The organism is Ureibacillus thermosphaericus (assembly GCF_002370195.2).
Lineage (GTDB): Bacteria > Bacillota > Bacilli > Bacillales_A > Planococcaceae > Ureibacillus > Ureibacillus thermosphaericus.
This window is the reverse complement of the sequence record NZ_AP018335.1, coordinates 3036922-3059566: the sequence shown is the minus strand read 5'-3', so window position 1 is coordinate 3059566 and position 22645 is coordinate 3036922. Positions and strand designations below refer to the sequence as shown.

Genomic DNA, 22645 nt, shown 5'->3' with positions numbered 1-22645 from the left:
ATAATCCCCACCTTTTAATGATAGGGATTAAATACTATTATTGTGATAAGTTATTAAAAACCCGACAATTCAAAGGAATTGTTTTGGACCAAGGAAGTAGTTGATCAAGCTCATCCATATTGCTTATATCCATATTGGGAAGCCTTTCAAATAAGTAGCGAAGATAATAAAATGGATTTAATTTATTCTCTTTTGCTGTCTCCACAATACTGTAAATGATTGAGCTGGCCTTAGCTCCTTTCGGAGTATTGCTAAAAATCCAGTTCTTCCTTCCGATCACAAATGGTTTAATGGATCGTTCACTTCGATTATTATCGATTTCTAAACGTCCATCCTCTAAAAATGCCACGAGTTTTTCCCATTGGTTGAGGCAGTATGTAATGGCTTGACCTAATAGACTCTTTGGTAAAACATTGCTTTTCTCTGTTTTTAGCCATGCTGAAAAAGCCTCCAACAATGGTTGGCTGTGTTTAAGTCGTTTTTTATATCGTTCTTCTGGTGTACATTCTTTCAAATCACGCTCGATGGCAAATAGCTGATTACAGAAATTGAGTCCTTCCCGAGCTGTGACTGCTGAATGACGTTTGGATTCAGGAAGTACGTTTAAAGCCTCATCGAACTTTCTGCGGGCATGAGCCCAACATCCAACTAATGTTACGCCGGATACCTTATGGTATCCTGCATATCCATCGACATGCAGGTATCCTTCAAACCCTTTTAGGAATTCTTTGGCATGTTCTCCTGCTCTAGTTTCCTGATAGTCATAAAGGACAAGTGGTGGATCCTCTCTTCCAGTCCGATAAAGCCACATGTAAGATTTCGATGTACTTGACCTTCCAGGTTCATGTAAAACCTGAACAGTTGTTTCATCCGCATGTAGAATGTCTTTAGAGAGGAGATGCTCTTTCATTCGTTGATAAATTGGCGCAAGCCATTTTTCGGCACCATAAAGCATCCAATTGGCCATGGTTTGCCGGGATAAGATCACACCTAATCGTTTGAACTGTTGTTCTTGGCGATATAGAGGTAGCCCCTCTACATATTTTTGATTCATAATATAGGCCATGCTTGACGGTGAAGCTAAACTTTTTGGATACACAGATTTTGGGGCAGGTGCTGTAACGATTGGTGTCTCTATTTCATTACGCTCACAATGACGGCATCCATAGACATATCGAACGTGTTTTAAAACTTTGACTTGAGCCGGAATAATCACTAATTCTTGTCGTACTTCTGTGCTCATTTCGTGTGTTTTTTCACCGCAACACGAACAGACCTGCTCTTCTTCGGGTAAACGATATTCAATCGTTTCCATAGGCAGGTTTTCAAACGTAGCTTGACGTTGACCACGTTTCTTTTTACGACGATATGTAATTGTTTCAACAGTTGGCTCTTCGGCTTTTACATTAGACTCTACCTCTGCTTCATTGAATAAAGGTAGTTCTAATTGATTAGGATTTATTTTTTCGCTTGAAGAGCCAAATTTTCGTTTTTGACTAAGACGATACTGTTCTTCATACCATCGTAATTTCGCCGTCAATTCAACGATTTGCTGTTGAAGTTTTTCAATTAATTCAAATGGGTTTTGGTTAGGATTCTTTAAATTTTTCATCATGTAGTAATAATTCGACGGTTTTAGCTATTTTCCTCCAAGGTTTTTGTTAAAAGTAAAAAATTCATATAACTGTTCTAGCCTTTACTTCTGGGTGTGCTTTCTTTTGCTCCATTGGAAGACCATCCAATAACCAGCGTAATTGCCGATAACTAATTTGTATCGTTCCAGTGTCATTTTCATTTGGCCATTGAAATTTTCCTTTTTCCAATCGACGATAATAAAGCCAAAAACCATTATAGTCCCAGTGAAGAATTTTTAATTTATCTCGCTTTCGATTACAGAACACAAAATAACTTGATGAAAAGGGATCTAAATCAAATCCCTCTTTCACCAAAGCAGCTAATCCATCAATGGATTTTCTCAAATCAGTACTTCCTTTTGCCAAGTAAACTCGTTCAGCTCTTGTACCAACTAACATGTTGATTTCAACGTCCTAACCACTTCTGAAAGAAAGGCCGGATCGAAACCAGGTTTTACTTCAATTGAAATCCCACTAATTTCAATCCGTAATGAATTTTCAACTGTTTGTGAATGATCTTCTAGGGTAACGGATGCCCATTTTGTAGACTTTCCTTGATTGTTTATTGGATTTTCAATTTTTCTTAACCAGTATTTAAACTGGTGAATACTCCATTGATTTTCCTTGCACCAGTTTACTTGAGTTTGACCGCTTTTACGATAGTCAGCGATTCGTTGTTCCCAAACCTTTCGTAATTCAGGATTCTTAGGCATAAAAAAACCTCCTTCAATTTCATCTTGAGGAGATTATCTCATGAAATTAGCACATCAAGAAGGTGTGCAAGATTTGACGCTTACTGCACAAAGGGCCGGGAGTTCTTTCATCAGGCCATTGAAAGACCCCTTTCTCTAAACGACGATAGTACAACCAAAACCCATTGTGATCCCAATGGAGAATTTTCAATTTATCTCGTTTCCGATTACAGAAAACAAAGAGATTAGAAGAGAAAGGATTTAACTGAAAGCTCATTTGAATAATGGCTGCTAATCCATCAATCGACTTGCGTAAATCCGTTGCCCCCGCTGCTAAATAAACATGTTGAATGGGTGTTTTACTTAACATGTGTTTTCAGCACCTGAACCACTTCGTTGAAAAGGAGTGGATTGAAACCTTCTTTTACTTCGATGGAAAATTCCCCAATGTTAACGATGAGCGGGGAGTTTTTTTCATCCAACGGATGGGATACTTCAACAGTTAGCCATTGAGGGGAAGTCCGTGAAGTTTCAGTTGTCTCTAACTCTAGTCTTTTCATCCATTTATACATACTTTGGTGACCTACTTGATTTTGTTTGCACCAAGCTTTTACACTTGACTCTCCACTAGATCGATAAGATTCAATTCGTTGTTGCCACAATTGTTTTCGTTCATCTGGGGACATAAAAATAAAAACCTCCTAACTTTTGATGTTGATCTCATTATCACAAAACATCAAAATGGTTAGAAGGTGTGGGATATTTGGCGCTTACTTCTAAAACTTGTTTTGTTTGCAGTTCTAAATTGTCCCGACCTATTAATTGTCCCTCAGAGTTAATAGCATTTTGTCCACCGATATATATTGTCTTTGCATTACCGCTAACTGTAACCACTTGACTAAAAACTCTTGAATCAAATAATCCCTCCGGATTACTATGTTTCACCTTTAACCTACTCATCAGTACATCTCCCCCCAATTATTCATTATAATCTCTAATATCGGATTATATAAATAATCTTTACACACACTCTTTTAACTTGTCGGTAGTTGGAAACATATCGACGGCACCTTAAGCACTATCTGTAGATGTGAACATATCCACTAAGCTTTACTTATTTCATTAACTCCATTAGATATTTGTATAGATCATCAGTAAGTCCATATCTAAGCTGGGAATTATCCAAAGAAGCATGAAATGAGAATATGGAATTCTTAAGTTTCTCATCTTCACCTATTGACTTGTTCATAAAATCTTTCCAGTAATTAATGCATTCAATTGCATTTAAATCTGTATTAGGCAATTTGTTCTTGTAACAATAATTAAGTTTTGAAATGAATTCCAGCCATTCTGTTGCTCCTTCTGATTCTGCTTTATCTCTTTCTAAGTTATTTTTTATTTTATCTAACTGTTCTTTAGTAATATATTTGTCTGCTGAGGAATTAATAAATGGGACGATTGCTTTAAAATCATCTAATGAGATATTCTTATTATCTTTAAGCTCCTGTTTTAGTTTTAGTAGCTTACTGAAAAGTAACTGCTTCTGGGCAATTTCCTCTTGAACTTTTGAAATTTGGATCTCAACGAATTTTCGAATATCTATATATCTATCATGAATCAGATCCTTTATCTCATCAAGGTTAAATCCCATGTCTTTCAAAGAAATTATTTGATATAATGTTGTAACACTCTGTATGTCATATAATCTATGCCCTGTTTCAGTAATCTTAGATGGTTTTAATAAACCGACTTCATCATAATAATGTAGAGTTCTGACAGTTATACCTGTCATACTTGCTAATTCCCCAATCTTAAGAAATCTATCCATTTTGTTCACTTTCCTTCATTTTTACAATTATTTCTAAATCATTTGTTCTAAATATATACCTCTTACCACATATACCACATTCCAGTTCTTCATTTTTTCCAACTTTAATTGATTTTTTTAGCTCATCGGTTTCAACAGACATTAGGATACCAAAAAACATCTCTTTTGAACAATTGCATTCACTTTGCACGATATATTCATCTACTACTGTTGCATATGGGAAAACCTTCAAGGGCAGTTCTGCCCATTGCTCTGTAACTATATATTTCTTTGCACTGTCGATACCATCCATTACAAATTTTAAATTATCAATATTGTAAAAAGGCAGTGGTTGTATCAAACAACCTCTTGCAATTCCGTTTTCAATCCATGTTCGAAAAATTGTTTTTGTCTGCTCACTTTTAAAATAGAAATATGAAAAGCACGAATCTATAGAAGCAGACTTTAATTCTACCGTTCCAGTAAACATTCCTCCTGTCCAACTCCCTCTTGTAATAGAGAGAGATGTCCCTTCTCCGACTAAATCGGCAAAATCACCATTAAAAGAAGCTAGTCGGGAAGAAAAAATACAATTAACATTGCCTCTTCCATCTACATCACAGTAAGCCGTATACCCAGCTGGTTTAAACCGAATACTTACATTTATACGCTGATCGATTTCGGTTAAAAAGCCACGTAATAGACAACAATCTATAAATATGTTCGTATAAAGCTGTCTTGCAAAATCTGTTTTCATATCTCTTAAATTGCTACGCTCCAGAATATTCGTTGCATCAACAATAAAAAGTCTTATTTCCTTATCTTTTGTTAATAATTTCACTAAATTCTTCTTCATAATCATTACCTCCATGCACGCATTATATAACATAACGTAACGTGAGGTTCAAGTGCCTTTTTATTAAATTCTTATATAATTTAAGAAACCGCCAACCAAGAGAATATATCTCCTGAATGACGGTCTATCATGGAGGTAATGTTTCAACTCAGTCCGAATCCCAGCGAAAAATCAGGATTGCAGCTATCAGCGCAAGAACGCCGAAAGCAAGCAGGATAAACAAATTCGCCGCCGCTCCCCGTAAATCGAAAACTATCGTACTATGAAGCCCACTTACAAAATGGGAAAAAGGGTTGAGCCGGCTTAGCGTCTTAATCCAGGTAGGTGCTGTGTCCAAACTATAAAAAGCACTGCTCAAAAACAGCATCGGCATTGCGAAAATATTGGAATATATACTGGCTTGCCCTTCATTTTTGCTTATATTAGCCACTACAAAGCTTATTAAAGTAAAGCATATGGTTGCAGTCACCAGCGTTACATAAAAGATCAGCAAAGTCCCAAACTGCATCCTGATGCCGAATAGCACCAGCCCCCCAATAAGCAGGATGGTAGCTACGGCCAGAGATACTACCGTCCATGCTAAGGTCAAGGCAATAATAAACGAAAAAATTTTCATGGGAGTAACTCTTAACGAATCAATTTCATAAATCATAGTATTTCTGAAGTATAGAGTACCCCTATACTAAAAACTTTGTTTTTTTTAAAAATTATGCAACTTGGTTTTGTTGCTGTAATAAAGCATTGATTCTTCAACAGCTAGTTTGCAGGTATTATAAATTAACGTCACCAGATTGAAATGCATTTTTGCTTTCTTTCCTGTACGATGACGGACATTGTTTAATTGAAAGTATTCCTTTAAATAAGCGTTAACGCGTTCGACTGCTGTACGTTCTTGATAAAGCTGTTTCCATCGTTCTGTCCCACGTGCTGGATAGGTAAATTTACGGATATCTATATCACATTTGATTTTGAAAACTTTTTGGCAAAGGGTGTCTTCTCGTAATGGGCAAGTTGCACATTCCTTTGGACGTGTGAATTTTAATGTATTGTACTTAGCGTCAAAGCTGTCATATTGGTAACTATGTTCACGCACACAGGTTGGACGAAAATGTTCATCGAATCCTATATATTCTCCTTCTCGGCGAACGTTGTAAGGAATCACGACTCGCATGGACTGTGATACGGCTTGACGGTAAATAGGTTCAACATCATAACCAGCATCAAATATAGCGATTGTAAATTGACCGTTTCCGAAGTGATGAAGTTTTTTCAATAATGGAATCGCAGCTTTACAATCACTTCAATTACTTGAGGACATCAAACGAGTGATGATATATTGACTTTTCGTCGAAACAGCTAAATGTGCTTTATAACCAAACCAGAATGTATTTTTTCCTTTACTATTCTTTTTCACACCCCATTTTGGCTCAATCGGTACATCCTTCCAAAGGGTTTCTAATGGGATATCCAGCTGTTCTTTCAGTTCTTTTTCATAGGTTGATTGATTTCCTTTTTTCTCTACTTGTTCGGCTAACCAAACAGCTCGTTCAGCTTTAGTTTTACGACCACGTTTTTTAGGAGTTTTAGGTGCTTTCTTTTCTGATGGTGTGAAAGCATCACGAGCTTCAAAGTGACTCGCATCGATGGCGACATGTTCATCATTTAGAAAGCCTTCCAACATCGCTGTTTTGATGAGTGTATCGTTCATTTTATCTAGCACATCTGATTCACTAATGACTTGAATCATGCGGGAATAAGAGCTTTCAGATGGTACGACATCAGACACAAGGAATCCACAGTCGAAACGAAATAAAGGATCATGAACCAAACGTTTGACTAAATCCTTGATAGTTGGAATACGTTCGACAATACGTATAATCAGCGATTGAATCATTGCACCATCATTCAATTCACGTGGTGCACCTTTCAATGTCTTTTTAGAAAACAATTGAAATATAGGCTGAATGTCGATCACACTAAAAATGGCATCATAACGATGGGAACTTTCCATTTCTAACAATTGATGGATGTCAAAAAGAGAAATTTGTTTTACAATAGTCATAGGGTACTCACCTCTTTCGTATGGTTTGTTTGGTTACCTACCATTATAACGAAATTTGGGGAGGTACCCATTTTTTATTGTCTTGAATCCCTTGAAAATCAAGGGGTGAGAATTATGAAATTAACTCAATTGATTGATTTAATTCTGATTATTTAATAACATAATATTGTAAGTTTTCAAAAAAATGGAGGGATTTAAATGAAAAAGAGAAAAAGACTTACATTTACTACAATCGTAACGCTTATCATTACAACTATCCTTTTCGGGAATACCACTTTTGCATCTAGCACCGAAGTTCCTGAAATTAAAGACAGAGGAGAAAAAGCAATTTCTATTGGGCATCCTATTCAGTTAGAATTAAATGACTTAGACTTAAATTCAATGGACTTTAGCAAGGCGCATTCACTATTGAAGAAACAATAATTGATGAAAATGGTAATGAGGCAGTTTTAGGATTAAGTTTCGAACCAAGTAAAGAAAGCGAATTCTATACAGCGGGTAGTAAAACTTACGATGCAACAACTGGAACTTGGAGAGTCTATTATAATGGTGGTATTCTTGCATATATGGAATACCGTTTTGACGTATCAAAAAGTGGTAGCCAGTGGAAAATTTCTAACGAACGTGATTTTGATTATCATGCATTATTTTCCAAGTTCAGTAATGAGAAGTTAGAAATTAATCGTTCAACATCAACAAGTACTTATCCTGCAGAGATAAGAGGTTCAGTGTATGTGGAACTCTTTGATACAACATGGGTTGGTCCTATTTATTCAGGTACAGCATGGCTAAAGACTACTATAAATAGTAAGGGGAAATTAACCGTATCATGGAATTAATAAAATCTTGATTCAAAATACAGCGCTATTTTTTTACATGAAGGGTAGGGTGAATCTATGGAACTTGCAACCATCATGATAATATTGGGGATTGTCCTATTATTCTCAATTACGTTAGGCGTGTTTTTTGGAATAAAATATCTAATAAAGTACAACGCGGAAGTAAAAAAAAAGACTGATTAATATTAAAAACATACTAACATTAGTAGCACAGGCCAAGGCCATGGTTTGTGCTACTATTTTTTTATAGTAGAAGTGAAGAAAGGTCGAGCAGCCTCTGGGACCAGTTAAGAGTCCGTATTAAAAACAGACCAACTTCACACCCTTATTTGAATCAATTTAGTATGTTGGGTCCAAAGAGATCGTGTATAAGAAAGTGAAATCGATAAGGCAATGTGAAGACTTCTATCATTGGCAAGGTAGTGTCAAAAAATCTATGAAAACTTAGTTTTGGAGGGATGTGATCTAGCGAAACTAGAGGAAATGCCGCCGCAATCGCTCTTGACAAACACGTCAATGGTTTGATTTCGAACCAACAAGGGCGAAGGGAACAAAAAGAAGGCACACCAAAGAAGCCCTTGCCAATTCCCATTTTAAACCATTGACTGGTTCGGTTTGTCAAGAGTTCGCTTCGCCGATGCTGGTAAGGGCTCTGCTAAACAAAAAGTTAGGCAGTTTGCTCTACTAGCCATTGTTGAGCTAAACCAATCAGTTTTGTCCAACGTGCAGGCATATTCGGCAGTCCTTTTAGCTCTGGAATAACTACAGGCACTTTGCCTTCCAGGGCTGAATGTGGCCGCAAGAAATTAAAATAAGCCACAAACAAAGTCACATAAGAAACGGATCCGTGATCTGATCCAAATCCGTGTGTCGATCTGTAATTGCCCTTAAATGTTCGATTCAGTCTTTCAATAATTTGTTTTAGCGGTCTGTATTCCGTTGAAACCTGGTCTTCGTTGGTTAGTCCAATGACCTGCTTCACATCAAACGTAATACCGTGCTGGGCAAAAAAGTGTTGTGCTAAAAGGTAAATCGGATTGCCATCTACGACAAAGGTGAGGTCTTCCGGGATCTCTTTCATCTTCCATAAGGCCTCATCAATCGCACGAATGGCTGATACCGTATCACGATTTGGAGAAACAGGGTAGGACAGAATAATTTTCTTTACCGCATCAAAAAAGAAAAAAAGATAATGCCAACGACCATTCACCTTAATGTATGTTTCGTCTCCGCAGAATTGATCAGAAAGCTCGTAAGGATAATGATCCACATAAGGTTTGAGAAGAAGTGCTACGCTGTTTTCGTAATTCAATATACTCTGGTGAGAGATGGGTACGCCATGAACATCCTTCATCAGTGCAGCTGTTTTCCGAGCCGATAAGCCATAGTTTACATGGTAGGTTAAAATGAGCCCCAATGTGTGCGGTGACACATGAAGCCTGGACAAATCCACTTTTGGCTTCTTAGGTGAATGTTTGGCTAACGGCTGATAATCAATTTGAAACTGACGGAATATGTATCGAACTTTAAAAGACTGAGGATCCTTTTCGAACTGCTTTTTCTCTTTTTTAGACATTCCTCGCAGTTTCTTTTTGTAATACGGACAGTCATTGTTTTTGCACTTAAATACGAGAAAATCTTTTCTTTCCTTGATCTTCTCGAGTGTTTTCGAACAGTGTGGACATTTTAGTACAGCCTCCTTGGCATATTGATTCTTTTTATTAAACAGACACGCACACACCTTGCATTGATACTGTCCTTTACCTCCGTTATTGGCATAAAGATAATCTGACGGAGCACCACACCTTGGACATTTCATGGATGAAGGTACTTTACCTTTTGAATTGGAACGCCTCTGAACAGGTTTGAGAGGTTTCCCGTTCTTCTCCAAATATTCTTTGAGAAGAATTTGATAATCGAGCTTTTGTAGAGTTTCAATGATTGGCAGCTCATCCACCTGGAGTTTTTGATAAGGCTTATTGACAGGCTTTTCAGTTGGCTTATCAAACATGTTTTTTCCAATCAGAAGGGTAAGTAATGTTCGAATCATTTGATCTTGGTACTTGATATATTCAAGCAAATAGGTTAATAATTGAGGTAACAACTTGTCACTTCCTTTATTAGGGATTTTTGAGTGTGTGGTTACCTCATAAATACCCTAATTTTAAGGGGGTGGCAAGTTTTTTTATATAAAACTAGTTATATCAACAAAAACGTAAGTTTTATTAAGTAATTTTTGACAATACGATTGGCAAAAAGGAGAGGATAATATGAAACACAGGATTATTTTTGGTGTTTTTATTCTCCAATTTCCGTATTTATCTGTATAAGTAATTTCAGTAAACGTTGTTATAACTTTTGCTCCGCCACTTGAAGTACTTTTGATAGTTACATCTAATTTATCCTCACTTTTGGTATTGGGAATCTACGCAAAACAATTGTTAATTAACACACATCCATTCGTAATACTATTTGAGTTTACTTTCCCATTACTACACACACGCTCTCTTTAGATATTTTTAGCCCCAAAAATTGCCCCAATTAGCCCCAAAATCATTCAGTTTTATGCTGTGTTTTGCACGACTGGAAAAAAGAATAAATCACCTTAAAGCCTTGATATTACTTATCCTCTATATTTCTTTATGCTTCAATTTGCATTGAAATAGTATATTGTAAATATATATAACTGCCCCCAACAAAGTATTTTTTGAAATGGCATTTAGATTGGCATTTAATACATATAAAAAGTGTGTGAATAATACTTGAAAACATTGATTTATCAGCGTTTGTGTTAAAAAACGGTTCGACTCCCGCCGTCTCCATAAATCTTTTATCAATAAATTTTATAAAATTTTATAAAGTGTCAAAATCCTTTATATCAAGGATTTTGGCACTTTTTGATTTCAAAAAGTATCGATGGTTTGCAGAGATTTTCGGTCGAGTTTAGGTTGTATTTTGCAATAGAAAAGTGCAGAGAAATGCAATTAAAAATGCAGAGGTTTGCCACCCATTTAATTCCTTTTCGACAATGCGTGGGACAGTCTATAGCTCTCGCCATGAAAAGAGATGATATGGGCGTGATGAATTAGCCTGTCCACTAACGCTGCTGTTAATCGAGAATCTGTAAAGATCCGGTTCCATTGACTAAATTCTAAGTTAGATGTAATAATTACGCTTTTCTGTTCATAAAACTCCGATATAATTTGGAATAATAATTCAGCTCCTTCTTTACTAAATGGTAAGTACCCCATTTCATCTAAAATGACCAAATCAACTTTCTCCATCCGTTTTCTAAATGCTGATAAACGGTTGTTACGTAAAGCTTGCTCTAATTCCTCAACTAGGTGGGCAACACGGTAAAAACGAACCTCATAACCTAGTTCACAAGCTTTTCTCCCTAGTCCTGTGGCTAAATGAGTCTTCCCTGTCCCGGGTGAACCAACTAAAACTACATTTTCTCGATTCTCAATAAATTGTAGGCTACACAAATCCTCTTTGGTTAAGTGAGGAGGGAACCGAAGTTGTTCGGTCCACTCGTAATCATGTAAACTCTTTTTATCTAAGAACTTCGCCTTTTTTATCAAGCGGATCGCTCTCGCTTTTTCTCTTAATCTTATTTCCTCCTTAAGTAGCCTATACAAGAATTGTTCCGGAGTTTCAAACGGTATTTGCTCGTATACATCCGCAACATAAGCTAACCTCAATGACTTACACAATTCTTTAATGTCCTGTTTCAATTGACAGCCTCCTCTCTAGGAGCTAATGAATCGTATTTACTCCAGTCCACTTCATAAGGATTATTATCACTAGGTAGCTTATCCTGTGCAATTAATTCATAGAACTCTTCATTAATCTTCTTCATGTCATGAGAAACTAATAAACTAGCTAGAGCTTCTAATCGTTTTCGTCGAATAATTAAATTATCTACCAACAAAAATTCTTTAATTCTTCCCGGTAAATACTTATTATAGCGCGAATATTCTACAACCCTTGGTTTATGAATCCATGTTTTAATTATTGAAAGCCATGGTAATGCTTTTCGCTTTTTCATATATGGCCGATAGTCATCCAATAATATCTCCCCATTAGGTGAAACAATCTTTAATTGATCCCATGTTAATATCATTTGTAATTGACTATAGTTGCCACCCTTAGGGACATGAACCAACGTCTGATCCCATTATATTTGTTTACTTTAACAAGATGCTCTTTAAATACAGGATAGGGCTTTTCCGGTAATGCTAGAAGATAATCCCGTTCTTCCTGCCATAAGTCCTCAATACGTACGTTTTTGGCATAATGAATTCTATTTCTGTCCGCCTCTAATTTATGAAATAATTGATCAGTTAAACCCTCATAGCTGTCCATTATTGGAGCTGAAGTAAAAAAGTTATAGCGTATATATCCAACTTTATTCTCAACATTTCCTTTTTCATGGCCACTTCTTGGATTGCATACCTGCACATCAAAGCCATAATAATTCTGAAATTGAACAAATTCATCAGTTAATTGTGCTTCTTCATTTTTTGTCCTTTTTTTCTTCACAGCGGGGGTCAAATTATCGATTCTTATCCTTTTAGGTACTCCCCCAACCTGTTTAAAAAGAATATTGAGACCATGTAAGAAGCATTCTTGATTTTCAGCTGGTAACGGTACTGCAAATCCAGCATTACTATGAGGAAACGTCATAACTAAAGCATGAATATCCACAATTTCTCCATCTTGTACAGCTTCCATTACTCCAAAGTCTATTTGAGCTTCACCCGGAGGATGTTCTAATCTTTCATACCCTTTATCCTTTTCTTCTTGGTGAGTATTCATCCATTCAGAGATAAAGTAACAAACAGTACGATAAGAACCTTGGAAACCCATTTCCTTTAGTTCTTCAAATATTTGTTTCTTTGTTCTTCTTAATTTTTTCCTTAACTTTAAATCCTCAAAAAGCCAATCTGAAACAATTACTCCCCACTTTTCCTCATACATCATCCCTTTCTTTTTAAATGATTTCTGTTTAGGGAGTTGATCTTCATCCGCATACTTCTTAGCTGTTCGCCAATTAATTCCCATTGTTCTTTGTATTTCTGAAATAGATAAACCTTTGTTATTTCTTAAATGTTTGATACAATTAATATCAGACATTGCTAGCATCCTTTCTTACCTCCACTACCAATTGCTTGACACAATTACTGTAGTGGGACTTGGGGTGACTGGCAAGTCTTTTTTTGTTTATGCACAAAAATTTAGTGCAGGACTCTGCATTTTTCCTTTGCAAAGCTCTGCACTTTTATTTTGCCATACACATTTAGGTCAAACCTACTTATTTTTATGTCACGATTCATTCAGGAGGAGTTTTCAATATTTTTTCAACTTATTGTAATTCTTTTTATCCTGATTCTTGAATTTGATACGCGTTTTGTTTATAGTTCTGCTAAATAATTATGTAGAAGTTTAAATGGACTTTTTCTAACTTCTTGAATATTTTTAAATTAGTATAAATGATTAAAAATAGTGTTAGATCTTTTGTTTGAAAATAGCAAATTTTTCTATTAATATATTATTAATCTTACTATGATGTGAGAGGCGTCCTACTGTGTAACGATTGTTACTAGCTTTAGGGTGGTGAATGTTTCAGAATCGATTCGTCAAGTACCAATGGCAAACTGCTGAGGATAGATAACAGTGACAGAATTAAGATTTGTACTAAACATTCCATAGTCATATTGAGCAACTCCGCTTCAATTTGATTATACAGTTTAGAGGAAATTGGTAGCCAGGAATATTTTTATTCTAGAAACTTTTGTGTATGCTAGGAGGTTTTTCTGATGAATCAGAGTGACATGCTACCATCACATAGCCTCTCTAGCTCTTCCGATATTGATTGGGGAAAGTATGAGGCGAAAAAATACTTGCATTTTGATCAACCGACTCCTTTAACTAAAGAATTGAAAGCGAAACTTTTAAATCCTAATTGGGTAATTCAGCATTCTTTTTGGCCATCAATTCACTTTGTAATTGAATTTAATAAGTATGTACTAAAAGAAAATTATAGAGAATTGAAATTACAAGGAAAATCAAATAAAGAATTAAGGGAAAAAAAGATAAAAAAGCGAGATATTTATTATTCATCTCATGTAGATAGTTATATTTACAAGTATTATGGAGATGTATTAAACAATCATTACAATAAATATGCAAGTAATTGTGGAATTGATGAATCAATTATTGCATATCGCAATAATAAAAAAGGCAAAAATACGATAGATTTTTGTTATGAAGTATTTGAAAAATTATTTGGATATGAAGAAGCAATTATCATTTCAATTGATTTTACAAAATACTTTGATAATATTAATCATTCGGTTTTAAAAAAGAATATTCAAGAAGTTTTAGATGTATCGAAGTTAGAAAAAGATTTTTATACAGTTTTTAAAAACTTAACAAAATTTACATATGTAAAGAAAGAAGATGTAAGTCGATTTTTAATAGGGAAATATGGAACTGATAACACAAAAATATTAAGAAAAGAGTATAATTTGAAACGAATTATGACTGATGAAGAATTTAGGGAATTTAAGAAAAAATATATGTATAAACATAAAAAGCCTTATGGTATACCACAAGGTTCTGGAATGAGTGCTGTCTGTTCCAATGTACATTTAATCCACTTTGATCAAGAAATACAAAGATGGGTTGATGGATATGGTGGGTTATATAGAAGATATTGTGATGATATTATCTTAATCATCCCTAATAAAACAACTGAAAATTGGGAGGAATATAGACAGCAAGCTTTTGATATTATAAAAAAATACGAAAACATAGGTTTAAAAATTCAACCTGAAAAAACAGTTGTAAGATTATATGAAAATAGATTAATTAAAGATACGGAGGGGAATTTATCGCAGCTAGATTATTTGGGATTTGTAACAAATGGTAATGAAATTCGGATACGTGAAAAGAGTTTATTTAAGTATTATAGCCGTGCTTATCGAAAAGCGAAGAAGTGTAAAAAATCGGAACTTTATTTCCAAAAAGAAGGTAAAACTAGATTATATGGAAGACGAGATTTGTATCGTGTTTATACACATCTAGGAAGAAATTATAAAAAAAGGGGTAATTTCATTACATATAGTAACAAAGCCCACATGAAAATGAAAAATCTAGCACATGTTAGAGAACAAGAAAAATATCCTATAGAAAGTAAGATTTATCGTCAAATCAAACGACATTGGGCTAAGATTCAAAAGCGTTTAAAATAAATTTAAATTGGTTCTTTGTCAAATGGTGTTGGTGAATAAATTTTAGTGACATTATTTGGTGATGTGTAATCGGATGGCTTAGGGGAAATTCGAGGTTCCCCTAAGCTGTTTTTATTTTCGCTAAGTTTTGGGTAATGAATATTCGGTTTCTAAAGTGATAGAAGGATCGATAACCGAAAGAAAAGCGTTTAATCACTTTGATTTTGTTATTAATCCCCTCTAAAATGCCGTTGTTATAATCGTACTTTAGCGTATTCTCGACGTAATTGATGTATTTGTTGATTGTCTTGATGGCGGTTTTCATATAGCTGGAAACGATATTTTGTTTATTCTCTAATGTTTTCTTTAGGAGCTCAAAGTCTTTGATTTTGATGCAATGTTGCACGTATTGATATAACTCATAGGACGCTTTTAATTCAGAATCTAAATCAATGAGATAGTGGAGAATCTCCACCTCACACATATGCTTTTTAAAGCAACGATGATATGTATAGCTCTTATAATCAAGTTTTGTTTGATCTTTCAGAAGGAGCTTCCAGTATGTTTTCAATTTATTGTAATTCTTTTTATCCCGATTCATGACGTTGATGCGCGTTTTGTTTAAAGCTCTGCTAAATAGTTGGAGGATATGGAATTTGTCGGGAAAACTTCTTGGATTAAGGAAATATAAGGGCTGTACATATCGATGACAATCGTTTTTACCGCATCTCTCGCCTTCTTGGAATACCGTAAGAAATACTCTTTGAGGACATGTAATCTCCGGTCCTCCACGATATCCACAATCTCCCCCGTTTCAGAGTCGCAGAAAATAAAGGACATCGCTCCAGCTGCGATTTAAACTCATCAAAACACAAATGCTTTGGAAGGTAGTGAACATTTGGTTGATAATAGCTTTTTTAATCGTTTCGGTAGAACAAAAATTTTCATCAAATGTGATATTTTTATCTTTAATATTTAATAAATTACGTATAGAATAATGATGAGACATGTGACACAACTCCTTTGGAAAATGAGGTTTTGTTCGATTACATTTTACCAGAGTTTGTCACATGTCTCGTTTTTTGTGTAAAAAAATGGTGCTGGTTGTATCCACCAACACCAAATATTATAGAGCCTGCATTTTTCCTTTGCAAAGCTCTGCACTTTTATTTTGCCATACACAATTAAGACAGCTATGTGAAAGAAAAGGCGTAGAAATTATTGTGTTTTTGTCAATATAAAAAAGGATTTAGCGTTTACAATTTAAAAGAATGAAATACATGTTACGAAAAACAAAAATATCGACACAATGATAGAAAAAATGCTAACCCCTTGACTTTTTTTATTCTTCAAGTTTTCAAACCCCAATATTAAGAAAAATACCCCGAGGAAGAAAATAGACAAGAAGTTATATGAATAATCATTCGTGACTAAGCCGTATGATGAAATTCCAATTACAATTAAAGCAAGTAATATTTTTAGCCATTTCAATCGTATCACCCTTAAGTGGAATGATAAATAAAGGAAATTAAAAAATATATGATTTTTCAATAAAGTTTGATATTTTTCCAATTTTACTGTTTTGGGCAATTAAAAAATGCATGAAATGGCAATTAAATTTATTCGATATCTTGAATAATTATTCGTATCTATAATCGCTTGACATGGAGCCTTTGCGGTCATGATTTCTTGCAAAGGGGGCAAGCCATAATTATATTTGGACTTTGCAAGGCAAAGTAGCCTATCATGCCCACCACCATGTAAAGCGTCAAATATGCAAAAATTTATGCATAACCTTAATTGCCAAACACTACTAAAATTAATTACCATCACTAGCATTGCACTAATTAAATCTGATGATTCAAAATACTAAGAATGTTCAATTTTTTATTGATTTCGAAACAAAAAAATCCTTTACAATGGAAGTACAGGTGGTTCCTGTCCAAATCCAATCGTAAAGGATAAACGTTATGGACAAGAATACACTAATTTCATCATTTGGTAAATGGGTTTCACCCATAAATATTCAAAAACTTAGCGAACAAGTCAAAGAATTGAAACAGGACTATTACACAAAAAAGCTGACAACAGAAGCCTATATTAAACTTTTATTGGTAGCCCAGCTGCTCGAATTTAAGAGCTTAGAGGAAATGAGTGATGCACTTGTAGACGAAGATCTTCAAAAAGCACTCGGATTTGAATCGATAAGTGCCTCTCAGCTATCCCGAAAAAACAATCAGATCAACCCACTAATTCTTGCAAATTTGTTCTTGGATCTTGTTTGGAAAATTCAACGGTACCATTATAAAACCGGAAAGAATATGCCACTGAAAATCATTGATTCAAGTACACTCCCGTTGAATTTGACCAATTATAAATGGGCAAAATTCCGTAAAACAAAAGCTGGTGTAAAGCTACACTTACGGCTCGTTTTCATGGATAAAGACACCGTCTATCCTGAAAAAGCAGTGATTACGACAGCAAAAGAACATGACCGAAATCAACTCGAAGTCCTAGTGGATGATAAAGAAGCCATGTATGTGTTTGACCGCGGTTATGTGGACTATGAACGTTTTGATCGGATGACAGATGATGGCTATTTCTTCGTTTCAAGACTGAAGAAAAACGCAGTCATTCGTGAAGTCTATACATTTTCACTTCCTGATGATTGTCACGTTCTATCCGATAAAATGGTCTACATTGGTACCACACAAAATCGTACTGAAAATGTCTTTCGTCTACTAGAAGTTATGGACACAAAAGGGAACTTACTTCGTTTCATCACCAACCGATTTGATTTAAAACCAGAAGAGATAAGTGATATTTACCGATCTCGCTGGGCTATTGAACTCTTTTTCAAATGGCTCAAGCAACACGTAGAAATTAAGCACTTTTATGGAATGAGTGAAACAGCTATTCAAAATCAAATTTTCTTAGCCCTTATCACGTATTGCTTACATGTTCTCATTCAATTGGAGATGAAAAGTAAGAAATCTCTACTTCGAATTACTCGTTGGTTAAAGAGAGCTCTGTGGAAACCAGCTTATGTTTGGTTGCGAAAATTTGATGGGCGAGCCAGTCCATAATCTCCCTTTTGTCGTTGTCGCTCTGGTTTAACTGTATATATTTACCAAATGGGCAGTGCCACCTTTCTTTAGGTTTTGTCTTTTTGGCACAAATTCACAAAAATTAATTAACAGAAAATTCTAACTATATTTATGCAATGCTAATGAATTACCATCAACAATTTTACGAATTGAATAGAGAATTCCCTTCTTTTAAGGGCTACATTTCCTTTACGGAATTGTACAAAAGTATTGGAAATTTTAGTTAATCTTTTAAAAACAGTAAAAATAATATTTAAGTGTTGATATTATACCCTAATGGGTATATGATATCGTTAGAGTAACAAAGAAAGGGAAAAGGAGGTTTCAAATCATCTATCTTAAGATAATGTATTGCTGTCAATTCAAGTTTTGCTCTAATTTATGTTGGAATTCTATTCAACATTAGAAGAAAAAACCAATTTCTGTAATAAAATATTTATTCATACATGAAGAAAAGGATTCCATGACGGCAAATTTTTGGTTTTATATTCAACAAAAAATTTTTCTAAAATAAAATACCCTAATAGGTATAAGGAGGTTTTAAGATGTCGATAAAAGCACATGTACAGTTAGATTGTACGGGGCTTTCATGTCCAATGCCGATTGTGAAGACGAAAAAGGCAATGGAAGGGATCGAGGAAGGACAAGTATTAGAAGTGAAAGCGACCGATAAAGGTTCAATTGCCGACTTAAAAGCATGGTGTGATAGTGTTGGACATCAATATATCGGTATGTTTGAAGAAAATGGCGTGCTGTTTCATTACATTCGTAAATGTAATGAGCAAGTTGTTGAAAAGAAATTTGAACATACAATCTCGAATGATGAAGTTCTGAGTCGAGTGAAAAATGGCGGAATTCTTCTAGATGTTCGAGAAGAAGCGGAATACGCTTTTGGTCATATTGAAGGTTCCATATCCATTCCAATGGGGGAATTAGAAGACCGTTTAGATGAATTAGACAAAGACAAGGAAATCTATGTCATTTGTCGAACAGGTACACGCAGTGATTTAGCTGCTCAAAAATTAGTAGAAAAAGGTTTTACAAAAGTTTATAACGTCTTACCAGGAATGAGTGCTTGGAAAGGCGATTTAATAAAAAAATTATAAATTCGGAGGGGTTTGAAAAATGTCTAATAAAGTTGCAATTATTGCAAGTAATGGTGGATTATTTGATGCATATAAGGTATTTAATATCGCAACGGCAGCAGCTGCTACAGAGAAAGAAGTAGCAATCTTCTTTACATTTGAGGGTCTGAACTTGATTCATAAAGAAGCGATGAAACAATTGCCACTTCCAGAAGGAAAAGAACATTATGCAGAAGGATTTGCGAAAGCAAATGTTCCAAGTATTCCGGAATTAGTAGAAATGGCAAAAGAGATGGGAGTAAAATTAATCGCTTGTCAAATGACAATGGATGTTATGAATTTAACGAAAGAAGACTTTATTGATGGAATTGATGTAGGTGGCGCAGTTACATTCCTTGAGTTTGCAAAAGATGCTGCACCAACATTAACGTTTTAATCATTTGTTTTATTCCATTCTTTAGTGGAAGGGATTACTCTTCCACTTCATATCACAAAAATATACCTGCAGGGGGTAAGTGGAATGGCAGTTCAAAAAATGACATCAGCACAAGTAGCTCGTAAAGTAATCGAAAATCAACCATTATTTATTTTAGATGTACGAAACAGAGAAGATTTTGAAGATTGGAAAATCGAAGGACACCGATTTGAATATTTAAATGTGCCTTACTTTGAATTATTAGATGGTGTGGAAGAAATTCTTCCAAAATTACCGTCCGATCAAGATATTTTAGTTGTTTGTGCGAAAGAGGGCTCTTCTGTCATGGTTGCGGAAATGCTTTCAGATGCAGGATACGATGTGTACTACCTTGAGGGTGGTATGAAAGCTTGGAGCTCTTACCTCGAGCCAATTAAAGTAGGTGATTTGACTAATGGAGGTGAACTGTATCAATTTGTTCGTCTAGGGAAAGGCTGCTTATCTTATATGGTCATTTCTGATGGTGAAGCTGCCATTATTGACGCAGTTCGTTTTAAAGATGTGTTCATCAACTTTGCGAAAGAGAAAAATGTGGAAATTACCCACGTATTTGATACACACTTACATGCGGACCACATCTCCGGAGGACGTCATATTGCAAAGGAAACAGGGGCGAAATATTATTTACCACCAAAAGATGCAGATGAGGTGGTTTATGAATATAATCCATTGGAAGATGGTTTAACAGTGAAGGTTGGGAATTCCAAAATTGAAGTAGGCGCTCTGTATTCACCAGGTCATACAATTGGTTCAACTTCCTTCATCGTAGATAACAAGTATTTATTAACAGGAGATATTTTATTCATTGATTCCATCGGTCGACCTGACTTAGCAGGACGTGCTGAGGATTGGGTAGGAGATCTTCGCGAAACGCTTTATCGCCGTTATCGTGAGTTAGCGGAAGATTTAATTGTATTGCCTGCACACTTCATGATTATTGATGAGTTGAATGAAGATGGAACAGTTGCAAAACGTTTAGGGAATCTATTTGCGGAAAACCATGGTTTAAATATTGAAAGTGAAGAAGAATTCCGTAAGACAGTAACAGAAAACTTGCCACCACAACCAAATGCATACCAAGAAATTCGTCAAGTAAATATGGGGAAATTGACACCAGACGAAGAAGAACAAATGGAAATGGAAATCGGTCCAAACCGTTGTGCGGTACGTTAATTATGAAACAGGTGGGGAGAATGATAAACTCCCCCTTTTTAATGAGAATTAAAAAGGAGCGTTTGAAATGGAAGTCAATCAAGTGTTAGATGAAAAAGGATTATCTTGTCCACTCCCGATTGTACGGGCAAAAAAAGCAATGGATACGTTAGCGACAGGTCAAGTGTTAGAAGTGCATGTGACAGACAAAGGCGCACTATCTGACTTTCCTGCTTGGGCTAAATCAAGTGGACATGAAATATTAGATCAATCGATTGAAGCGGATGTAATCAAATTCATTGTTAAAAAGGGATAACGAATCGATAAAGAGGAGAGGTGACATTCGGGAGAGGGTGTCACCTCTTCTGGAAAGAAGGTATCAACATGGACATTGCTTGGATTCTAACCATATTTGCAATAGGATTTGTTGGGTCATTTATCTCAGGGATGGTTGGAATTGGTGGATCGATTATTAAATATCCAATGCTTTTGTATATCCCTTCTTTATTAGGCTTTACCGCATTTACAGCTCATGAGGTATCTGGGATAAGTGCTGTACAAGTATTCTTTGCTTCTCTTGCTGGTGTTTGGGCATATCGAAAAGGTAACTTTTTAAATAAATCCCTTATTTTCTATATGGGAAGTGGAATTTTAATAGGAAGTATCATCGGAAGTTTTGGTTCATCCTATTTTTCGGAACAAGGTGTTAACATTGTATACGGAATCTTGGCGTTAATCGCCGGAATTATGATGTTTATTCCAAAGAAGCAAATTGATGATATCCCGTTAGAACAAGTCACTTTCAATAAACTACTTGCAACGATTTTATCTCTCATAGTGGGAATTGGTTCAGGGATTGTTGGAGCAGCCGGTGGTTTCCTCCTTGTACCGATAATGCTTGTCGTATTAAAAATACCAACTCGCATGACCATTGCAACAAGTTTAGCTGTTACGTTTATTTCATCGATAGGAAGTGCAGTAGGGAAACTATCAACAGGGCAAGTAGATTACTTGCCAGCCATTATTATGATTGTCGCAAGTATTATTGCTTCACCTTTAGGAGTGAAGGTTGGTAAAAAAATGAACCCTTCTATTTTGAAGTGGATTCTAGCGATTCTCATTATCGGTACAGCTATTAAAGTATGGATGGATATACTATAAAAGCAAGTTACATGAACAATGGGAAAAATCTTATTGAATCAATCAAAAAAATATTAGACTTCCCAAAGGTATTATGAGATAGATTTTAGTAATAAATAAATAGAAAGAAGAAAATGGGTGTTGGCGATAAACCAGCACCAATTTTTTTATTCCTTCTTTTAATTCAATTTTTTCGGTAAATGTATTAAATCAAGATTTCACTACAACAACAATTAACGAAAAATGAGTAGCTGATATTACATATATCCATACGCTTCGTGATGGCTGGTGTTATCTAGCGTCCGTTCTAAATAATACTATGAGATCGTCATTTTGACGGTCTTTTTGTATGTTTAAGAACAGCCTTGTAAAAGAAGAACATATTAGCCTATAACTCGAAAAAATGTTCCGTACTAATGAAATCCCCCATTTAACACCAGAAGCTTCAAAACGACTAATTTCATCATTATAAGGAGAAAATATAATGTCGAATTCAGTTGTTGCCACTAAGTCTTTTTGTAAGAGGAAAGAATCCTTTATTCTTAATTTTCTTTATTT

The 22645-nt window shown here is 35.2% G+C and carries 23 protein-coding genes and 3 pseudogenes; 10 read left to right on the top strand and 16 right to left on the bottom strand.

Annotated features, from left to right (window positions below; translation table 11 throughout):
• Positions 1-37 precede the first annotated feature (37 nt).
• The 10 genes and pseudogenes from tnpC to UtA1_RS14750 form a co-directional block, all read right to left on the bottom strand.
• The gene (gene tnpC, locus UtA1_RS14795; protein ID WP_096551830.1) at positions 38-1615 is read right to left on the bottom strand and encodes an IS66 family transposase; all 1578 of its coding nucleotides are present in this window, start codon (positions 1613-1615) and stop codon (positions 38-40) included.
• A 61-nt stretch (positions 1616-1676) separates the two neighbouring features.
• Positions 1677-2033: an IS66 family insertion sequence element accessory protein TnpB gene (gene tnpB / locus UtA1_RS14790; RefSeq protein ID WP_145986160.1), complete on the bottom strand. Its 357-nt coding sequence runs from the start codon at positions 2031-2033 to the stop codon at positions 1677-1679.
• Positions 2027-2347 carry an IS66 family insertion sequence element accessory protein TnpA gene (gene tnpA, locus UtA1_RS14785; protein WP_096551828.1) on the bottom strand — a complete coding sequence of 107 codons (321 nt, stop codon included), beginning with the start codon at positions 2345-2347 and terminating at the stop codon, positions 2027-2029. Before tnpA (UtA1_RS14785) ends, tnpB (UtA1_RS14790) begins: the two co-directional genes overlap by 7 nt.
• A gap of 46 nt (positions 2348-2393) precedes the next feature.
• Positions 2394-2696, bottom strand: coding sequence for an IS66 family insertion sequence element accessory protein TnpB (gene tnpB, locus UtA1_RS14780; protein WP_096551826.1), 303 nt, complete (start codon positions 2694-2696; stop codon positions 2394-2396).
• Positions 2686-3012 (bottom strand): IS66 family insertion sequence element accessory protein TnpA, encoded by a 327-nt coding sequence (gene tnpA / locus UtA1_RS14775; protein WP_096550474.1) that lies wholly within the window; start codon positions 3010-3012, stop codon positions 2686-2688. The genes tnpB (UtA1_RS14780) and tnpA (UtA1_RS14775) overlap by 11 nt, the downstream gene beginning before the upstream one ends.
• Before the next feature lie 40 nt (positions 3013-3052).
• A complete protein-coding gene (locus UtA1_RS14770; RefSeq protein WP_197722724.1) occupies positions 3053-3286 on the bottom strand; it encodes a hypothetical protein in 234 nt (77 codons plus the stop codon).
• 154 nt (positions 3287-3440) lie between these two features.
• Complete coding sequence (locus UtA1_RS14765; RefSeq protein ID WP_034839221.1) at positions 3441-4154, bottom strand: MerR family transcriptional regulator; 714 nt, start codon at positions 4152-4154, stop codon at positions 3441-3443.
• Positions 4147-4989, bottom strand: coding sequence for an Hsp33 family molecular chaperone HslO (locus UtA1_RS14760; RefSeq protein WP_096551824.1), 843 nt, complete (start codon positions 4987-4989; stop codon positions 4147-4149). The genes UtA1_RS14765 and UtA1_RS14760 overlap by 8 nt, the downstream gene beginning before the upstream one ends.
• A gap of 148 nt (positions 4990-5137) precedes the next feature.
• Complete coding sequence (locus tag UtA1_RS14755; protein ID WP_172597883.1) at positions 5138-5605, bottom strand: ABC transporter permease; 468 nt, start codon at positions 5603-5605, stop codon at positions 5138-5140.
• 84 nt (positions 5606-5689) lie between these two features.
• Positions 5690-7051 (bottom strand): annotated as a pseudogene (locus UtA1_RS14750) (transposase).
• A 198-nt stretch (positions 7052-7249) separates the two neighbouring features.
• Between UtA1_RS14750 and UtA1_RS14745 the strand changes: the two are divergent.
• Positions 7250-7474 carry a hypothetical protein gene (locus UtA1_RS14745; protein WP_096551820.1) on the top strand — a complete coding sequence of 75 codons (225 nt, stop codon included), beginning with the start codon at positions 7250-7252 and terminating at the stop codon, positions 7472-7474.
• Positions 7475-7617: 143 nt separating this feature from the next.
• Positions 7618-7890: a hypothetical protein gene (locus tag UtA1_RS17705; RefSeq protein WP_096551818.1), complete on the top strand. Its 273-nt coding sequence runs from the start codon at positions 7618-7620 to the stop codon at positions 7888-7890.
• Positions 7891-8557: 667 nt separating this feature from the next.
• Here the strand turns inward: UtA1_RS17705 and UtA1_RS14735 are convergent.
• The 4 genes from UtA1_RS14735 to istA form a co-directional block, all read right to left on the bottom strand.
• A complete protein-coding gene (locus UtA1_RS14735) occupies positions 8558-9994 on the bottom strand; it encodes a DDE-type integrase/transposase/recombinase (RefSeq protein ID WP_096550615.1) in 1437 nt (478 codons plus the stop codon).
• A 907-nt stretch (positions 9995-10901) separates the two neighbouring features.
• Positions 10902-11627 carry an IS21-like element helper ATPase IstB gene (gene istB, locus UtA1_RS14730; protein ID WP_041901779.1) on the bottom strand — a complete coding sequence of 242 codons (726 nt, stop codon included), beginning with the start codon at positions 11625-11627 and terminating at the stop codon, positions 10902-10904.
• Positions 11624-11962 carry a hypothetical protein gene (locus UtA1_RS17940; RefSeq protein WP_232019859.1) on the bottom strand — a complete coding sequence of 113 codons (339 nt, stop codon included), beginning with the start codon at positions 11960-11962 and terminating at the stop codon, positions 11624-11626. Before UtA1_RS17940 ends, istB begins: the two co-directional genes overlap by 4 nt.
• 50 nt (positions 11963-12012) lie before the next feature.
• Positions 12013-13038 (bottom strand): IS21 family transposase, encoded by a 1026-nt coding sequence (gene istA / locus UtA1_RS14725; protein WP_331854660.1) that lies wholly within the window; start codon positions 13036-13038, stop codon positions 12013-12015.
• 674 nt (positions 13039-13712) lie between these two features.
• Here istA and UtA1_RS14720 point away from each other — a divergent pair.
• Entirely contained in the window at positions 13713-15149 is a 1437-nt protein-coding gene (locus UtA1_RS14720) for a reverse transcriptase domain-containing protein (protein ID WP_232019855.1), read from the top strand.
• A gap of 100 nt (positions 15150-15249) precedes the next feature.
• On the opposite strand, the pseudogene UtA1_RS14715 reads toward UtA1_RS14720, so the two are convergent.
• Positions 15250-15968: pseudogene (locus tag UtA1_RS14715) on the bottom strand (ISL3 family transposase).
• A 423-nt stretch (positions 15969-16391) separates the two neighbouring features.
• The gene (locus UtA1_RS18085; protein ID WP_390309326.1) at positions 16392-16628 is read right to left on the bottom strand and encodes a DUF3953 domain-containing protein; all 237 of its coding nucleotides are present in this window, start codon (positions 16626-16628) and stop codon (positions 16392-16394) included.
• A 470-nt stretch (positions 16629-17098) separates the two neighbouring features.
• Between UtA1_RS18085 and UtA1_RS14705 the strand changes: the two genes are divergently transcribed.
• From UtA1_RS14705 to UtA1_RS14675, 7 genes and pseudogenes are all read left to right on the top strand, one after another.
• A complete protein-coding gene (locus UtA1_RS14705; RefSeq protein WP_096549683.1) occupies positions 17099-18214 on the top strand; it encodes an IS4 family transposase in 1116 nt (371 codons plus the stop codon).
• A gap of 566 nt (positions 18215-18780) precedes the next feature.
• On the top strand, positions 18781-19341 hold the full coding sequence (locus UtA1_RS14700) for a sulfurtransferase TusA family protein (RefSeq protein WP_096551814.1): 561 nt from the start codon (positions 18781-18783) through the stop codon (positions 19339-19341).
• 19 nt (positions 19342-19360) lie between these two features.
• Complete coding sequence (locus tag UtA1_RS14695; protein WP_016839191.1) at positions 19361-19756, top strand: DsrE/DsrF/DrsH-like family protein; 396 nt, start codon at positions 19361-19363, stop codon at positions 19754-19756.
• Between the two features lie 84 nt (positions 19757-19840).
• A complete protein-coding gene (locus tag UtA1_RS14690) occupies positions 19841-20968 on the top strand; it encodes an MBL fold metallo-hydrolase (RefSeq protein ID WP_016839192.1) in 1128 nt (375 codons plus the stop codon).
• Between the two features lie 67 nt (positions 20969-21035).
• Complete coding sequence (locus tag UtA1_RS14685; protein ID WP_096551812.1) at positions 21036-21263, top strand: sulfurtransferase TusA family protein; 228 nt, start codon at positions 21036-21038, stop codon at positions 21261-21263.
• A gap of 68 nt (positions 21264-21331) precedes the next feature.
• Positions 21332-22108, top strand: coding sequence for a sulfite exporter TauE/SafE family protein (locus tag UtA1_RS14680; RefSeq protein WP_016839194.1), 777 nt, complete (start codon positions 21332-21334; stop codon positions 22106-22108).
• Between the two features lie 175 nt (positions 22109-22283).
• A pseudogene (locus tag UtA1_RS14675) lies at positions 22284-22400 on the top strand (IS3-like element ISBce13 family transposase); the annotation flags it as partial.
• Between the last annotated feature and the right edge of the window lie 245 nt (positions 22401-22645).

Excerpts from the sequence above, each read along its gene's own strand:
- tnpC (WP_096551830.1), bottom strand. The coding sequence starts at position 1,615 with ATGATGAAAAATTTAAAGAATCCTAACCAAAACCCATTTGAATTAATT.
- tnpB (WP_145986160.1), bottom strand. The coding sequence starts at position 2,033 with ATGTTAGTTGGTACAAGAGCTGAACGAGTTTACTTGGCAAAAGGAAGT.
- tnpA (WP_096551828.1), bottom strand. The coding sequence starts at position 2,347 with ATGCCTAAGAATCCTGAATTACGAAAGGTTTGGGAACAACGAATCGCT.
- tnpB (WP_096551826.1), bottom strand. The coding sequence starts at position 2,696 with ATGTTAAGTAAAACACCCATTCAACATGTTTATTTAGCAGCGGGGGCA.
- tnpA (WP_096550474.1), bottom strand. The coding sequence starts at position 3,012 with ATGTCCCCAGATGAACGAAAACAATTGTGGCAACAACGAATTGAATCT.
- UtA1_RS14770 (WP_197722724.1), bottom strand. The coding sequence starts at position 3,286 with ATGAGTAGGTTAAAGGTGAAACATAGTAATCCGGAGGGATTATTTGAT.
- UtA1_RS14765 (WP_034839221.1), bottom strand. The coding sequence starts at position 4,154 with ATGGATAGATTTCTTAAGATTGGGGAATTAGCAAGTATGACAGGTATA.
- UtA1_RS14760 (WP_096551824.1), bottom strand. The coding sequence starts at position 4,989 with ATGAAGAAGAATTTAGTGAAATTATTAACAAAAGATAAGGAAATAAGA.
- UtA1_RS14755 (WP_172597883.1), bottom strand. The coding sequence starts at position 5,605 with ATGAAAATTTTTTCGTTTATTATTGCCTTGACCTTAGCATGGACGGTA.
- UtA1_RS14745 (WP_096551820.1), top strand. The coding sequence starts at position 7,250 with ATGAAAAAGAGAAAAAGACTTACATTTACTACAATCGTAACGCTTATC.
- UtA1_RS17705 (WP_096551818.1), top strand. The coding sequence starts at position 7,618 with ATGGAATACCGTTTTGACGTATCAAAAAGTGGTAGCCAGTGGAAAATT.
- istA (WP_331854660.1), bottom strand. The coding sequence starts at position 13,038 with ATGCTAGCAATGTCTGATATTAATTGTATCAAACATTTAAGAAATAAC.
- UtA1_RS14720 (WP_232019855.1), top strand. The coding sequence starts at position 13,713 with ATGAATCAGAGTGACATGCTACCATCACATAGCCTCTCTAGCTCTTCC.
- UtA1_RS14705 (WP_096549683.1), top strand. The coding sequence starts at position 17,099 with ATGGACAAGAATACACTAATTTCATCATTTGGTAAATGGGTTTCACCC.
- UtA1_RS14700 (WP_096551814.1), top strand. The coding sequence starts at position 18,781 with ATGTCGATAAAAGCACATGTACAGTTAGATTGTACGGGGCTTTCATGT.
- UtA1_RS14695 (WP_016839191.1), top strand. The coding sequence starts at position 19,361 with ATGTCTAATAAAGTTGCAATTATTGCAAGTAATGGTGGATTATTTGAT.
- UtA1_RS14690 (WP_016839192.1), top strand. The coding sequence starts at position 19,841 with ATGGCAGTTCAAAAAATGACATCAGCACAAGTAGCTCGTAAAGTAATC.
- UtA1_RS14685 (WP_096551812.1), top strand. The coding sequence starts at position 21,036 with ATGGAAGTCAATCAAGTGTTAGATGAAAAAGGATTATCTTGTCCACTC.
- UtA1_RS14680 (WP_016839194.1), top strand. The coding sequence starts at position 21,332 with ATGGACATTGCTTGGATTCTAACCATATTTGCAATAGGATTTGTTGGG.